The organism is Pseudomonas sp. NFPP28 (assembly GCF_900115535.1).
GTDB classification, from domain to species: domain Bacteria; phylum Pseudomonadota; class Gammaproteobacteria; order Pseudomonadales; family Pseudomonadaceae; genus Aquipseudomonas; species Aquipseudomonas extremorientalis.
The window spans coordinates 195,514-210,639 of sequence record NZ_FOWT01000004.1; the positions used below are offsets into that span (position 1 = coordinate 195,514).

At 61.8% G+C, this 15,126-nt stretch carries 12 protein-coding genes and 1 pseudogene; 2 read left to right on the forward strand and 11 right to left on the reverse strand.

Features of this window, described 5'->3' with window-relative positions; all coding sequences use genetic code 11:
• Positions 1–325: 325 nt before the first annotated feature.
• The 8 genes and pseudogenes from BM110_RS12305 to BM110_RS29580 form a co-directional block, all read right to left on the reverse strand.
• Positions 326–1,885: an SPOR domain-containing protein gene (locus BM110_RS12305; RefSeq protein ID WP_093513476.1), complete on the reverse strand. Its 1,560-nt coding sequence runs from the start codon at positions 1,883–1,885 to the stop codon at positions 326–328.
• Positions 1,886–1,895: 10 nt separating this feature from the next.
• Positions 1,896–2,996, reverse strand: a complete 1,101-nt coding sequence (aroB, locus tag BM110_RS12310; protein WP_021492321.1) for a 3-dehydroquinate synthase — start codon at positions 2,994–2,996, stop codon at positions 1,896–1,898.
• A gap of 125 nt (positions 2,997–3,121) precedes the next feature.
• Positions 3,122–3,640: a shikimate kinase AroK gene (gene aroK, locus BM110_RS12315; RefSeq protein ID WP_003171222.1), complete on the reverse strand. Its 519-nt coding sequence runs from the start codon at positions 3,638–3,640 to the stop codon at positions 3,122–3,124.
• Between the two features lie 4 nt (positions 3,641–3,644).
• A pseudogene (locus BM110_RS12320) lies at positions 3,645–4,901 on the reverse strand (type IV pilus secretin PilQ); the annotation flags it as partial.
• 139 nt (positions 4,902–5,040) lie between these two features.
• Positions 5,041–6,006, reverse strand: a complete 966-nt coding sequence (locus BM110_RS12325; protein WP_093513477.1) for a pilus assembly protein PilP — start codon at positions 6,004–6,006, stop codon at positions 5,041–5,043.
• Complete coding sequence (locus BM110_RS12330) at positions 6,003–6,557, reverse strand: PilN domain-containing protein (RefSeq protein WP_092246413.1); 555 nt, start codon at positions 6,555–6,557, stop codon at positions 6,003–6,005. The genes BM110_RS12325 and BM110_RS12330 overlap by 4 nt, the downstream gene beginning before the upstream one ends.
• Complete coding sequence (gene pilM, locus BM110_RS12335) at positions 6,554–7,207, reverse strand: type IV pilus assembly protein PilM (protein ID WP_093121363.1); 654 nt, start codon at positions 7,205–7,207, stop codon at positions 6,554–6,556. Before pilM ends, BM110_RS12330 begins: the two co-directional genes overlap by 4 nt.
• A 23-nt stretch (positions 7,208–7,230) precedes the next feature.
• Complete coding sequence (locus BM110_RS29580) at positions 7,231–7,377, reverse strand: hypothetical protein (RefSeq protein ID WP_156682174.1); 147 nt, start codon at positions 7,375–7,377, stop codon at positions 7,231–7,233.
• A 51-nt stretch (positions 7,378–7,428) separates the two neighbouring features.
• On the opposite strand from BM110_RS29580, the gene BM110_RS12340 reads away from it, so the two are divergent.
• On the forward strand, positions 7,429–9,888 hold the full coding sequence (locus BM110_RS12340; protein ID WP_371914370.1) for a penicillin-binding protein 1A: 2,460 nt from the start codon (positions 7,429–7,431) through the stop codon (positions 9,886–9,888).
• A gap of 206 nt (positions 9,889–10,094) precedes the next feature.
• Here the strand turns inward: BM110_RS12340 and BM110_RS12345 are convergent, their stop codons facing one another.
• The 3 genes from BM110_RS12345 to rpmE form a co-directional block, all read right to left on the reverse strand.
• On the reverse strand, positions 10,095–11,363 hold the full coding sequence (locus tag BM110_RS12345; RefSeq protein ID WP_071492370.1) for a malic enzyme-like NAD(P)-binding protein: 1,269 nt from the start codon (positions 11,361–11,363) through the stop codon (positions 10,095–10,097).
• A gap of 180 nt (positions 11,364–11,543) precedes the next feature.
• Positions 11,544–12,350: a thermonuclease family protein gene (locus BM110_RS12350; RefSeq protein ID WP_093513478.1), complete on the reverse strand. Its 807-nt coding sequence runs from the start codon at positions 12,348–12,350 to the stop codon at positions 11,544–11,546.
• 14 nt (positions 12,351–12,364) lie between these two features.
• Entirely contained in the window at positions 12,365–12,598 is a 234-nt protein-coding gene (gene rpmE, locus BM110_RS12355; protein ID WP_005784030.1) for a 50S ribosomal protein L31, read from the reverse strand.
• A gap of 215 nt (positions 12,599–12,813) precedes the next feature.
• Between rpmE and BM110_RS12360 the strand changes: the two genes are divergently transcribed.
• Positions 12,814–15,033, forward strand: a complete 2,220-nt coding sequence (locus BM110_RS12360) for a primosomal protein N' (protein ID WP_092246398.1) — start codon at positions 12,814–12,816, stop codon at positions 15,031–15,033.
• Positions 15,034–15,126: the final 93 nt, after the last annotated feature.

Consider the following 15,126-nt stretch of genomic DNA (forward strand, 5'->3'; position numbering starts at 1 on the left):
TATTCCGAGGCAAATTTCTTTTCAATTCAACCGGTTACCTTCCACGCCGAACGTACGCCGGCTTAGCGGGGGCAAAAGGGAGGTCATTGTACACACCGACACAGACGCTCACAAATTTAGCGACGAAATGTCGCAAATCTATGTCGCATTTATGAAAGGTTTAAAGCGATATGCTGTGCTAGTCAAAACTTTTTTAATTCTGACCGCTACGACTCAAAAGCCACTGTGACGCAGACACCACAAAGCGCGCGGTCTCTAGAGACAGCACGCACTTGCGGTTTTTTTGAGGTGCCGGGAGGGCGGCCTGGGTAAGGCCGCCGGATCTTCAGCGAGTTGTTGCGAGTTCTTGTTGAACGCTGGCAACAGTGCGAGGCCAAGGTTTACCAGCCTGAACCTTCGCTGGCAAGGCCTTGATGGCAGAATCAGCCGCTGCACGGCTGGAGAAACTGCCATAGGTGATCACGTAGAGAGGCTTGCCGTTGAGCACTTTCTTGAAATAACGGTACTCGCCGCCCTGCTCTTTCACGAACGCCTGGGCGTTGGCTTCGGAGCTGGTGCCGAGGATCTGCACCACGAAGTTGCCGGAAGGCTGGCTGCCATACCAGCCGCTACCTGCAGCACCGGCCTTGGCAACGGTGGCGGATGGTTTTTCAGCAGGCTTGGCAGCCGGGGCCGGAGCGGGCTTGGCGGCTGGCGCAGGCGCAACCGGTTTGGTCACAGGCGCAGGCTTGGCGGTTGCAACAGTCGGTGCCGGCGTTGGTTTTGCCGCTGGCTGACCGGCTGGCACGCCCGCAGGGGGTGCAGTGGTCGTGACGGTCGGCGGTGTTGCGCTGGAACCTTCCACCGGCACGCCGTCATCACCTTCGGAGATACCACCGGCTTCTTCGGCGAGCGGGCCGCGCATGACAGGTTGGCCAACCATCGGCAGGTTGGTCGGTTGCCCGGAATTGGCGAACTCGACGTTTGGCGTGGGTTTGCCCAGTGGCAACTGCGCCTGTTCGGTTGGCGCGCCGGCCGTGGTCGGTGCCTTGCTGCGGCCTGGAATCAACCAGGCGGCGGCGACAGCGACCACGACAACGGCGGAAATAGCCAATACGTGTTTCTTAGGCATAGAGAACCCCATCTTTGGACGCTTGACCGCTGTGCGGCTGGCAATCATGGCTTCGATCATGGCATCGCGGGCAACCTGGTTGATGGTGCCAGGCCAGCCGTCGGAGCTTTCGTGAATATCAGAGATCTGTTGAGCGGAGAAAAGTTCGATACCCGCGCCCGCGCCTTCCAGGCGTTGAGCCAGGTATTCGCGGGTTTCTTCCTCTTCGTACGGCTGCAGTTCGATGACGTGGAACAGCTCCTGATCACCGCTGATCTGCTCCAGCTCGGCAATCAGCGACGACTCACCAAACAGGAACACGTGGGGGCGACCTTCCGGCGTACCGGCCGCCAACGCCAGCAGCGCTTCGAGGGCGGATTCGTCGAGCTGCTCGGCGTCATCCACCAGCAGGTAGACTTCCTGGCCGGTCAGGCCCAGTTGCACCACTTGCTTGAGGATTGCGTTCGGTTCGGCAGTCGCCACGTCCAGCGCCTGGGCGACCTGGCGCAACACGCCCGCCGCATCACCGGCACCACGGGCCGACACCACCACGCTCTGCACCGACTGCTTGTTAGTGCTGGCCACCAGGGCCTGGCGCAGCAAGGTCTTGCCGCTGCCCAAAGGGCCGGTCACGACCAGCAGCAATTGGCTGTAGCGCGCGAGGTGATGCAACTGGCCGAGCACTGGTTTGCGCTGGGCCGGGAAAAATTTGAAACCAGGCACCCGTGGAGCAAAAGGGTCGTGGCTTAACTGGTAATGGCCGAGGAACGCCTCGTCGGCATGCAAACTAGTCATCGGGATCTTATTAACCTTTAAGCTGGGCCAGGGCGCGGTAATCCGCTCCCAGCGTGGCCTGTAAAATCTCTTTCGGATAATCGTCGGTCACCACCGCTTCGCCCATGTGGCGCAGCAGCACCAGTCGCAGTCGACCGTCGATCACTTTCTTGTCTATTGCCATATGTTCGAGGAAATCTGCCTCGGTCATCTCTTCAGGCGGAATCACCGGCAAACCGGCGCGCTGGAACAGGCGGATGCCACGGTCACGCTCCTGGGCACTGATCCAGCCTAGGCGCTGCGACATCTCCAGTGCCATCACTGTGCCAGCCGCCACGGCCTCTCCATGCAACCACACACCATAGCCCATGTGGGTTTCGATCGCATGGCCGAAGGTGTGACCCAGGTTCAAGGTGGCCCGTACGCCGGACTCCCGTTCGTCGGCATTCACCACGAGTGCCTTGGCGGCACAGGAGCGGGAAATGGCTTCGGTGAGGGCCGCCTGGTCGAGATTGCGCAAGGCGTCGACGTGCTCTTCCAGCCAGGTCAGGAACGGTTCGTCGCAGATCAGCCCGTACTTGATGACTTCCGCCAGACCCGCCGACAGCTCACGCGGCGGCAAGGTGTTGAGAGTCGCGGTATCGATCAGCACGGCTTGGGGCTGGTAGAACGCGCCGACCATGTTCTTGCCCAGCGGATGGTTGATGCCGGTCTTGCCGCCCACCGACGAATCCACCTGGGACAACAGGGTGGTCGGCACCTGGATAAAGTCCACGCCACGCTGGTAGCAGGCCGCTGCAAAGCCGGCCATGTCGCCGATGACACCGCCGCCCAGGGCGATCACGGTGGTGCGGCGGTCATGACGTGCAGTCAGCAGGCCATCAAAGATCAGTTGCAGGGTTTCCCAGTTCTTATGGGCCTCGCCGTCGGGCAGGATCACAGAAATAACGGAGTACGCCGCGAGGCTGCGGCTCAGACGCTCAAGATACAGCGGCGCGACCGTTTCATTGGAGATGATCGCCACTTGCCGCCCGGCAATATGCGGTGCGAGCAACTCGGGCTGGTCCAACAGACCTTCGCCAATATGGATCGGGTAGCTGCGCTCGCCTAGATCGACCTTAAGTGTCTGCATGTGTCCCCGCGTTGAAGATGTATTGACGACCGGTAACGTCAAACGCTGACGCTGCCTGATGGCTCTACGCCACACCTTGGGAGGTGTTGGCGCGCCGCCGAGAATAGCGCATTTCGGGCCTGGCTTTAACGGGGTGGCAGCCGTTGCAGGCGCTCAAGAATGTCGAGGACCACCATCCGGGGTGGCCGCTCATCGGTTTCTACCACCAGATCGGCAATTTCCCGATACAGCGGATCGCGCAGCGCCAGCAAATCCCGCAGGGTTTTCTCCGGGTTGGCCGTGCGCAGCAACGGGCGATTGCGATCACGGGCGGTACGGCCCACTTGCTGCTCGACCGACGCATGCAGGTAGACCACCCGGCCACCGGCATGCAGCGCGCGGCGGTTCTCGTCACGCATCACCGCGCCCCCACCCGTCGCCAATACCACGCCATCGCAGCCGCACAGCTCGGCAATCATCGCCTGCTCGCGGTCACGAAAGCCCAGTTCGCCTTCCTTATCGAAGATCCATGGGATATTGGCACCCGTGCGCAATTCAATTTCCTTGTCGGAATCTTTGAACGGCAGGCGCAGCTCTTTGGCCAGCAAACGGCCGATGGTGCTTTTTCCAGCGCCCATCGGTCCTACAAGAATCAAATTTCGCACAGAATCAACGACTCACAGCAATCGCCTGGTTATTCATAATACGCGGAGTCAGGAATACCAGCAGCTCGGATTTTTTCTCCGCCAGCACATCGCGCCGGAAAAGGCGGCCAAGATACGGCACATCGCCCAAAAATGGCACTTTATCTACCACTTTGCTTTGGGTATTGGAGAAAACCCCGCCGATGACGATGGTCTCGCCATCCTTGACCAGCACCTTGGCATTGACCTCGTTTTTCTTGATCGGCGGCACGTCGTTGAGTTTATTGAGATAGTCGGGCTCATCCTTGGTGACTTTCACCTCCATGATCACGCGGTCGTCAGGAGTGATTTGCGGGGTGACCTCCAGCGACAGCGAGGCTTCCTTGAACGACACCGAGGTCGCGCCGCTGGAGCTGGATTCCTGATAGGGAATCTCGGTGCCCTTGAGGATGCGTGCGGTTTCCTTGTCGGACGTGACCACCTTGGGTTGCGAGACGATTTCGCCGTTACCGGTTTTCTCCATGGCGGTGAGCTCCAGGTCCAGCAGCAGGTTGTCGGTGATAAAGGCGATGCCCAAGCCCGAGGTGCCGTTGAGTGTTCCCAAGTCCACGAAAGGTGAACTGGGTGGGTTTTCCGGCGGCTCCGCGCCTTCAGGCAGAGGTTTGGGAATGCCACCCGCGCTCCAGTTGCCGCGAGCGAGCCGCCCACCCCAGCGCGCGCCCAGGCTTTTGTCATAATCGACATTCGCCTCGACAATCCGCGCCTCGATCATGACCTGGCGCACCGGCACATCCAGCTGCGCCACGATCCTGCGCAGTTCCTCCAGCCGCTCGCCAGTCTGATAGGCGATGATGTTGTTGGTGCGATCATCCACCGCCACCGAGCCACGCTCATCGGTGACGCCCTCAAGGCCCGTGAATGACTGAAACAACTTGGCCAGGTCCGCCGCCTTGGCGTAATTGACCTGCAACAGCTCCCGACGCAACGGCGCCAGTTCGGCCATTTGCTTGCGCGACTCCAGCGTCAGCAGCTCACGCGCGGCCAACTCCTCGGCGGGCGCGACCAGCAACACACCGGCCTTTACCCGCTTATCCAGGCCCTTGGCTTGCAGCACCAGGTCCAACGCCTGATCCCAAGGTACATCCTTTAGACGCAGGGTGATCGAGCCCTGCACATCGTCGCTGGCAACCAGATTGAGGCCCGCCACATCGGCAATCTGCTGCAGCGCGGTGCGCAACTCGATGCTCTGGAAGTTGAGGTTCAGCTTGTCGCCGGTGTAAGCGCTCGACGTGGCGCTGCCAGGCGGTGGCAACTGGATCAGGTCTACACGATTGGGCACAGCAACAGCCATCGGCGCCGTGAACGCTATCCATAGCGCCACACCGAAGGACAAGAAAATCCTTTTCATTGATTCGATTCCGTTATGAGTTGACGTTCAACACCAGGGTTCGCGGGCGCTCCAGCCATGCACCCTGACCATCGGGAAACAGCTCGACCAGCTCTATGTGACGCTCATGGATGGCCGTGACCCGGCCATGGTCCGGCCCCAGATAGTCACCGACCGCCAGGCGATGCACCGTGGAGGCCGCACGCAGCAAGGCGAAAACCTGCGACCCGCGAGACAGCGTGCCGACCATTTCGAACTGGTCCAGCGCAAGGCTTTCCAGGGCTGCACGTGGCCGGGCGAGATCTGGCGCACGGGCTGGCCGCCCAGGTAGATGATCGACCTGAACGGCAAGCCGCTGAAAAGGGTCGCGCAGCCCAGAAGCCTCGTAGACAAAGGGCTGCCCTTGGCGGGCCTGACCGCCTCCCCCGCCGCCCGGCTGCCAGTAGCTCTTGACCAGCAGATCAAGGCGCAGCAGCTTGCCATCCCGCCGCAGGACCACATCATGCACCGTCGCGATTCGCGCCAGACCACCCAAGCTACTCAGGAACGTCGCCAGGTCGTGGTAAGCCCCTGTCACGCCGACCTGTACCGGCTGCTCGTGATAGTACTGCTGAGACTGTTCGTCCAATGGCGTGACGCTCTCGACCACCAGACCATTGGCCAATGCCAAGTGCGCGATGTCTTCCAGCAAGCCGGGCATTTCGGATTCGCCCGGCAACGCCCGGAAAAGCTCATCGGCTTTCACCTGCATCACTTGGAGCTGCTGCGTGCGCGCCTCAAGGGGGGCAGCCATGGCCGTCTTTTGAGCGACTTGCTGTTGCAGGGCCACTTCCCGCACCTCGACCTGGCTTAGCCGCTGACGCGACTGGCTCAGGTACACAAGGTCACCCACCACAAATATCAGGCTCGCCAGCGCACAGCCCAACAGGGCCTTGCCAGGCAGGGGCCATTTTGCAGCGTTGTGAGTGAGTGCAGAAAGATTGAGCCTCAACGGGCTCAAGGTTGTGCCTCGGAAGGCTCGCCCTGTCGCACCATCAGCTGGAATTCATTGTTGCCACGCGCGCCCTCGGTTCGCACCTGTTGCAACCGCGTAGAGTGGGCGCCTTGCGCGGCCTCCAGGCGACGCATCAGTTGGGCGATATCCTGGCTCGACTCGGCACTGCCGCTGATACTCACCGTATCGCCCTTCGCCACCACTTCATGCAGATGGACACCGTCGGGTACTGCGCGCGCCAACTGATCCAACAATTGCGCACCGGACGAGCGGGAGTCGTGCAGGTCCTGCACAACCTTCATGCGCTGCGCCAACTGCTGGCTTTGCTCCTGCAGGTCGTCGATGGTCTTGATGCGCGAATCCAGGCCGGTGATTTGCTTGCCCAGATGGTCATTACGGGTCACTTGCCGGTCAATGGCCTGGTCGATCACCTGGTCCGCCAGCCACACGGCTGCGAGCGCCGCGCAGGCGAACGCCAGCAGGCACGCCAGCAGGTACTTGCGTCGCCGCTCCGCCAGCGCCTGGCGCCAAGGCAAAAGGTTGATTCGTGTCTTCAAGCGAAACTCCTCAGGGCCAACCCGCAAGCAATTCCCATCCCGTGGGCGTCCACGGCCCATTGTGCACCATCGACTCGATGGCCCGGCGTGAAGCTGGCGAAATCCTGACTGCATGCGCGCGCCAATGCAAACGCTTCGACATCGACCACCCTCGGCACCAGCCCGGCCAGCGCCAGAACCGCCTCCCGTGCCTCGACGTGTTCCTTCAGGCACGCCGCCAGCAGCACCTCGACACGACCTGGGTCCAGGGCGGTCGGCCCGCGCACTTGAAAGTCGATGGCCACGTCATCCAATGGATAAGGAATGTACTGGTCTGCCTCCATCTGGATCATCCAGGCCATCTCATCGTCGGTGAGCCCAGCCTCCATCTCGATTATGCGCGTGATCACCGAGGGCCCGGATACCGCAGCGGCAGCACCACGGACCGACGTTGCCATTCGCGACAACGCACTGCGCAAGGTGCGTCCCACGCCTTCGAGATCCAGAAATGTGCCGTCGACCACCGAGCGTACCGGCAATGCCTGGGTGACATAGGCCCGAATGTGGTAACCCGTGATTGAACGGCCCAGCTCCACCAGCCGGATTGCCGTGTCATTGATGTCGACGCCCAGCAGGGTATCGAGTTTTCCCGTGAAAAATCCTTTTCCCATAAAACTCCCTAAAGCTTTGCCTGTCATACCGCCTGATTGCCGCCGGGCGCCATGCATTCGGTCGACTTGTTGAGCAGGTGCGAATGACGCCCCAAGTCGAAAAATGCTTTAATGCCCAGCGTTTTTTGCCGCTTTTTATCTGCAGCTCGGGTCGATCCATCGATTGCCATGCAAGCCCCGACGCCTAACCCATTCTTTTCTCTGGAAATCCAAAAGCCTTGATTCGTCTGCTGAAGTTTTTCGGGTACTCCATTGTCGCCATCGTTTGCGGGCTGCTGCTCGTGCTCAGCGGGGCCTACCTCTACCTTAGTCCGGGTTTGCCCTCCGTAGAGGCTCTCAGAAGTATCCAGTTGCAGATTCCTTTGCGGGTCTACAGCAGCGATGAAAAACTGATCGCGGAGTTCGGCGAAATGCGCCGCACACCGATCCGTTTTGCCGATATTCCACCCAATTTCATCAGCGCCCTGCTCTCGGCTGAGGACGATAATTTTGCCAACCACTATGGCGTCGACCCCAGCAGCCTGGTGCGTGCGGCCACGCAATTGGTAAAAAGCGGACACATTCAATCCGGCGGCAGCACCATCACCATGCAGGTGGCGAAGAACTTCTTCCTGACCAGCGAGCGCAGCTTTTCGCGCAAGGCCACCGAGATCCTCCTGGCACTGCAAATCGAACGCCAGTTGACCAAGGATGAGATCCTTGAGCTGTACGTGAACAAGATCTACCTGGGCAACCGCGCCTACGGGATCGAGGCGGCCTCGCAGGTCTACTATGGCAAGTCCATCCGTGACGCCAGCCTGGCGCAGATGGCCATGATCGCCGGCCTGCCCAAGGCGCCCTCACGCTTCAACCCCCTGGCCAACCCGGCGCGCAGCAAAGAGCGCCGCGACTGGATCCTGGGGCGCATGTACAAGCTGGGCAAGATCGACCAGGCCGCTTACGAAAGCGCCATCGCCGAGCCGTTGAATGCCAGCTACCACGTGCCGACGCCGGAAGTGAACGCCCCTTACATCGCCGAAATGGCGCGCGCCGAGATGGTCGGCCGCTACGGCAGCGAGGCGTATACCGAAGGTTTCCGCGTGACCACCACCGTGCCGAGCGACTTGCAGGATATCGCCAATAATTCGGTGCATTCCGGCCTGATCACCTATGACCAGCGTCACGGCTACCGTGGCCCCGAATCACGCCTGCCGGGCAAGACCCTGAGCGCGTGGACCACCGAGTTGGGCAAACAACGTGCGATCAGCGGCCTGGAGCCGGCCATCGTCACCCAGGTGAAAAAAGATGGCGTGCAGGTCCTGACCCGCACCGGCGAAGCCCATGTGGCATGGGACAGCATGAAGTGGGCGCGCCCGTTCCTGAACACCAACAGCATGGGCCCGATGCCCAAGCAACCGTCGGACGTGGCGCAGGTGGGCGATTTGATCCGCGTACAACGCCAGAAGGACGACAGCCTCAAGTTCAGCCAGGTGCCGCTGGCCCAGGGCGCACTGGTGTCGCTGGACCCGCAGAACGGTGCAATCCGTGCCCTGGTCGGTGGCTTCGCGTTCGAGCAGAGCAACTACAACCGCGCGACCCAGGCCAAACGCCAACCGGGCTCGAGCTTCAAGCCGTTCATCTACAGCGCCGCGCTGGACAACGGCTACACCGCCGCCAGCCTGGTCAACGATGCACCCATCGTGTTTGTCGACGAGTACCTGGACAAGGTCTGGCGCCCGAAGAACGACACCAACACCTTCCTTGGCCCGATCCGCATCCGCGAAGCGCTGTACAAGTCGCGTAACCTGGTGTCGATCCGCTTGCTGCAGGCAATGGGCGTGGGCAAGACCATCGATTACATGACGCGCTTCGGTTTCGCCAAGTCAGACCTGCCGCCCAACCTGTCCCTCGCCCTGGGCACTGCGACCCTCACACCGATGGAAATCGCCACCGGCTGGAGCACCTTTGCCAACGGCGGCTACAAGATCACACCGTACCTGATCGACAAGATCGAAAGCCGCAACGGCGAAACCCTGTTCACCGCCAACCCACCACGCGTGCCCGGTGACGTGGTCAACGGCGTGGCAGCGACGGATGGCCTGGCAGCGCCAAGCAATGGCGGCATCACCATCGAGCCGACCCCAGGCACGACGCAGGCCGCCAACGGTACCCCGGCGGAGCCACAGGCGCCGGCAGTTGCCGAGCGTATTGTCGACGGCCGTACCACTTATATTCTCAACAGCATCCTGGAAGATGTGATCAAGAAGGGGACCGGCCGCCGCGCCCTGGCGCTGAACCGGCCGGACATCGCCGGCAAGACCGGTACCACCAACGAATCCAAGGACGCCTGGTTCTCCGGCTACAACGCCGACTACGTGACCACCGTGTGGACCGGCTATGACCAGCCGGAAAGCCTGGGTCGCCGCGAGTTCGGTGGCACCGTCGCGCTGCCGATCTGGATGAGCTACATGGGCGCAGCCTTGAAGGACAAGCCGCCGCACACCCAGCCGGAGCCGGAAGGCATCCTCAGCCTGCGCATCGACCCGATCAGTGGCCGTGCAGCTTCGCCAAGCACTCCGAACGCGTACTTCGAACTGTTCAAGAGCGAAGACACGCCGCCGTCGGTCAACGAGCTGGGCAATGGCGTTGCACCGGGTAGCCCGCTGCCGGCGGATGAGGCGGCGCCGATCGATCTGTTCTAGTGAGATTTATGGCCTGAAACAGATTCAATGTGGGAGCGGGCTTGCTCGCGATTGCGGTGTGTCAGGCGCCACATGAGCTGATTGATCCATCGCTATCGCGGGCAAGCCCGCTCCCACACTTGGGTCTCCACAAGGCCCAAGTGAATCGCCACAAAAAAGCCCCGACTCGCAAGAGCCGGGGCTTTCTGTTGGTGCGCTACAACGGCTTAGCCGTTGAACACATCATCCACGCTTTTCAGCGGGTAGTGCTTCGGATACGGCAGGGTGGCCACGCCGGTCTCGATGGCGGCCTTGGCCACGGCATCGGAGATCAGGGTGATCAGGCGCTTGTCCATTGGTTTCGGGATGATGTACTCACGACCGAATTCCAGCTTGGCGCCACCGTAGGCGTCGCACACGTCCTGAGGCACCGGCAGCTTGGCCAGTTCACGCAGGGCATTGGCGGCAGCCACTTTCATCTCTTCGTTGATGCGCTTGGCGCGAACATCCAGGGCGCCACGGAAGATGAACGGGAAGCCCAGTACGTTGTTGACCTGGTTCGGGTAGTCCGAACGGCCGGTGGCCATGATCACGTCGCTGCGGGTGGCGTGAGCCAGTTCCGGCGAGATCTCCGGGTCCGGGTTGGAGCAGGCGAACACGATCGGGTTGGCCGCCATGGACTTGAGGCCTTCGGCGCTCAGCAGGTTCGGGCCGGACAGGCCGACGAACACGTCTGCACCGTCGAGGGCGTCAGCCAGGGTGCGCTTGTCGGTGGCGTGGGCAAACATCGCCTTGTACTGGTTCAGGTCGGTACGCTCGGACTGGACCACGCCCTTGCTGTCGACCATGAAGATGTTTTCCAGCTTGGCGCCCATGCTCACCAGCAACTTCATGCAGGAGATGGCCGCAGCGCCGGCGCCCAGGCAGACGATCTGCGCGTCAGCCAGGGTCTTGCCGGCGATTTCCAGGGCGTTGATCATGCCGGCCGCGGTAACGATCGCGGTGCCGTGCTGGTCATCGTGGAATACCGGAATGTCGCACTGTTCGATCAGGGCCTTTTCGATCTCGAAGCACTCAGGTGCCTTGATGTCTTCCAGGTTGATGCCACCGAAGGTGATGGAAATGCGCTTGACCGTGTCGATGAAAGCCTGCGGGCTTTCGGAGTCGACTTCGATGTCGAAAACGTCGATGCCGGCAAAGCGCTTGAACAGCACGCCCTTGCCTTCCATGACTGGCTTGGAGGCCAATGGACCGAGGTTGCCCAGGCCGAGAATCGCGGTGCCATCGGAAATCACTGCAACCAGGTTGCCTTTGCCGGTGTACTTGTACGCCAGTTCGGGGTCGCGGGCGATTTCACGTACGGGCTCGGCAACACCAGGGCTGTAGGCCAGCGACAGGTCGCGGGCGGTGGCAGTGGCCTTGGTGAGCTCTACACTCAGCTTTCCTGGACGAGGATGGGCATGATATTCGAGAGCGGCAGTTTTCAAATCAGACATATCGGCATTCCGCTTTTACTGTTGGTCGACGGACCGCCGAGGATACGCGTGTCGCAAAGTCCCTACAAGACTGGGTAGTCACAGGTGTCAAGGCCCCAAAGCGCCGTACTTTGGTCTAAGGCCACGGGATACAAGGGGTTAACTGTTCACAATCGAATAAAAAAATGTCTACAATTTTTTTTAATCAGCCAATTTGAGCATGCTAGGGTCGGTCAGCGGCAGCAACCAACGTGCCTGGCCGTTTTTCCGGCCACCCCGTTTGGATCGATCCTGCACCCAGCCACGAGCCTCGACTGCCCTGCCTTGCAGACCACTGAGCAATACCGAGTCGAACCGGCGGGCGAGTTCGGGTGCAATGCGTAATACCAGTGAACCCTGCAACTCGATCCAGATTCCACCACGATTGCGTTCGATCTTGCTCACTCGGCCGCTGACCAGGGCGAAGCCGGACTGCTTGAGTTGCGCCACGCTTTGCACGGGTGACTGCTGCCATACGCCCAAACGCGCGTTACGGGCGCTGTCCTGCGCAGCTGTCTGGCAAGCGACAAGATCGACATTGGGCGCGACCCCCACCTGAAACCCCAGGCCTTCGGCCAGCAGTTGCGCCTCAAGATTCTTTCCATCAGCGCTGTAGAGGTGGGCCAAGGTACGGCCGTAGCGGTCCTTGCTCTCGCGCCCCGGCACCAAGCCAACCCGGCCGCCACTGGCCTCAACCAACACCTGCAAACGCTGGCGGGCCGCAACGGCGTAGGGCTCGTCGGAGCGGCCTTGCTTGCCGGTTTCCGGGGCATTGAGACCGATCATCCGCACACTGCGGCCATCCTTGAGGCGCACGGTGTCGCCATCCACCACGCGTTGCACCTCCACCCGGGCCAAGGCGGACGGCGCGGGGCAAAACACGTCGGCCTGGGCGACTGAAAGCCAAATCCCAGGCACAAAAAAGGCGCCCACACGGGACGCCTTTTTCAACAGCTGGCAAAAGCCCATAAGGCTTTTGAGCCTTACTCTGCTGGAGTAGCAGCAGGCTTCTTGCCGAAAGCACCAAAGCGATCTGCGAAGCGCTGTACACGGCCGCCGGTGTCCAGAGTTTTCTGCTTACCGGTGTAGAACGGGTGGCACTCGTTGCATACGTCAGTACCCAGTGGCTTGCACAGGTTCGAACGGGTTTCGAACTTGTTGCCGCAGCTGCAGGTGACTTCGATGGTTTCGTACGCTGGATGGATATCGGCTTTCATGGCACTTCCTCGGGCTAGCGTGCCGCCACTCGACACTATTGTCGAATACCGCACGTAATTAGGCCGCGGATTCTACCAGACCTTTTCAATCACGCAAGCTGCACATCTGGCTGAAAACCTCCTTTCATCAGAAAACCGTGGCATACCCAAGCCCTCCCGGCTCTGCTAGGCTCCCGCCCCTGCGCCACCGCCTGCCTTTATATGAGACTCCTCGCGTGCCCGACGCCATTCTGCGCCTCGCCCTGCCTTCGCCCCTGCGCCGCCTGTTCGATTACCGGGCGCCGGCCGGCGTACTGCGGGCGCAGTTGCAACCGGGCATGCGTGTGCGTGTGCCGTTCGGGCGGCGTGAGATGATCGGCATTCTGGTTGAAGTCACCGACCACAGCGAAGTGCCGGCCGAAAAACTCAAGCCCGCGCTGGCCATCCTCGACACCACCCCTCCACTGCCACCCGCGCTGTTCAAGCTGTGCCTGTGGACCGCTCAGTATTACCAGCACAGCCTGGGCGATACGTTGAGCTGGGCCTTGCCGGTGCTGCTGCGCCAGGGCGAACTGGCCGAAGCGCGTCAGGAGCGCTTCTGGTCGATGGTGCCCGGCGCGCGCCTCGACGACCCGCGCATCGCCCGTGCCCCACGCCAACGTGAAGCACTGGCCACGCTGGCGCAGCATCCCCATGGCGTGGCTCATCAACTGCTGAGCAAGCTGATGCTGAGCAAAGACAGCCTCGACCTGCTGCTTGCCAAAGGCCTGGTACAGGTGGAAATCCGCAAGCACGCCCCTGACGCCCGCCACGAACACTGGCTGGCCCAGCCGGAATTGCCGCTGAACCCCGAGCAACGCGCCGCCTACGAAGCGATCCGCGCAGGCTTCGACAGCTTCCACGCTTTCCTGCTGGCTGGCGTCACGGGCAGCGGCAAGACCGAAGTCTATTTGCAGTTGATCCGCGAAACCCTGCAAGCCGGCAAACAGGCGCTGGTGCTGATCCCCGAGATCAACCTCGGCCCGCAGACCCTGGCGCGCTTCGAGCAGCGTTTCAATGCGCGTATCGCGCTGGTGCATTCGGCGGTCAACGACCGCGAGCGCCTGGAGTCCTGGCTGGCAGCGCGGGATGGCGAGGCCGACATTATTATCGGCACCCGTTCGGCGCTGTTCACCCCGATGAAAAACCCCGGGCTGATCATCATCGACGAGGAACACGACGGCTCCTATAAACAGCAGGAAGGCCTGCGCTACCACGCCCGCGACCTGGCGCTGGTGCGCGCTCGCCAGGAAGACATCCCGATTGTGCTGGGCTCGGCCACGCCGTCCCTGGAAAGCCTGCACAACGCCTACACCGGCCGTTACGGCCTCTTGCGCCTCAACGAACGGGCGGGCGGCGCCAAGCAACCACGTTTCCTGCGCCTGGACGTCAAAAGCCGCCCGCTGGACAGCGGTATTTCCGGGCCAATGCAACAAGCCATCGGCCAGACCCTCGCCGCTGGTCAGCAGGTGCTGGTGTTCCTCAATCGGCGCGGCTTTGCGCCGACGCTGCTGTGCCATGACTGCGGCTGGATGTCCGAGTGCGAGCGCTGCGACGCGCGCATGACGGTGCACCAGCGCCACGGCGAACTGCGCTGCCACCACTGCGGCCATGTGGAGCGGGTGCCGCGCCATTGCCCGCAGTGCGGCAAAGTCGACCTGCGACCGGTCGGCGCAGGCACCGAGCGCGCCGAGGAACGCCTGGGCATCCTGTTCCCGGATTACCCAGTGCTGCGGGTCGACCGTGACAGCACCTCGCGCAAAGACGCGATGAACCAGCTGTTCGCCACCATCCAGAAAGGCCAGCCGTGCATCCTCATCGGCACGCAAATGCTTGCCAAGGGGCACCACTTTCCACGGGTGACCCTGGTGTCGATCCTGGATGCGGACGGTGGGCTGTTCTCCGGGGATTTCCGTGCCAGCGAGCGCATGGCGCAGTTGATCGTGCAGGTTGCGGGCCGCGCAGGGCGTGCCGAGGAGCCAGGCCGAGTGATTATCCAGACGCACCTGGCCGACCATCCGCTGCTGATCCAGCTCACCGAGCAAGGCTACTTCGCCTTCGCCGAACAGGCCCTGAGCGAACGTCGCGCCGCCGGCCTGCCGCCGTTTTCCCACCTGGCACTGCTACGCGCCGAAGCGCACAAGCCGGGGCAGGCCGAAGGTTTCCTGGATGAAGCGTGCAGCGCAGCCGAACGTTTGCTTGGCGAACTGGGTCTGAGCGGCATCGAACTGCTCGGCCCGGTGCCTGCGCCCATGGAGCGCCGCGCCGGGCGTTATCGCGCTCAGCTACTCTTGCAGGCAACCTCCCGCGCACCGCTGCATCGGCTATTAAGTAGCTGGTTGCTTGCCCTGGAGCAAATGCCCAGCGGCCGGCAAGTGCGATGGTCGTTGGACGTAGACCCGGTAGATTTGTATTAACCCTGGCCACAGGTCCCGCGAAGGTTGGCAAGCCCGCCCTCGCCACGGATAATGCCCAGTTTTTCCACCTGCGCATCGCGCGCCGCCGCTTGC

Coding starts and splice junctions, on each gene's coding strand:
- BM110_RS29580 (WP_156682174.1), bottom strand. CDS start 7,377: ATGGCAATCGATGGATCGACCCGAGCTGCAGATAAAAAGCGGCAAAAA.
- aroB (WP_021492321.1), bottom strand. CDS start 2,996: ATGCAGACACTTAAGGTCGATCTAGGCGAGCGCAGCTACCCGATCCAT.
- BM110_RS12350 (WP_093513478.1), bottom strand. CDS start 12,350: ATGGGCTTTTGCCAGCTGTTGAAAAAGGCGTCCCGTGTGGGCGCCTTT.
- BM110_RS12345 (WP_071492370.1), bottom strand. CDS start 11,363: ATGTCTGATTTGAAAACTGCCGCTCTCGAATATCATGCCCATCCTCGT.
- BM110_RS12305 (WP_093513476.1), bottom strand. CDS start 1,885: ATGACTAGTTTGCATGCCGACGAGGCGTTCCTCGGCCATTACCAGTTA.
- rpmE (WP_005784030.1), bottom strand. CDS start 12,598: ATGAAAGCCGATATCCATCCAGCGTACGAAACCATCGAAGTCACCTGC.
- pilM (WP_093121363.1), bottom strand. CDS start 7,207: ATGGGAAAAGGATTTTTCACGGGAAAACTCGATACCCTGCTGGGCGTC.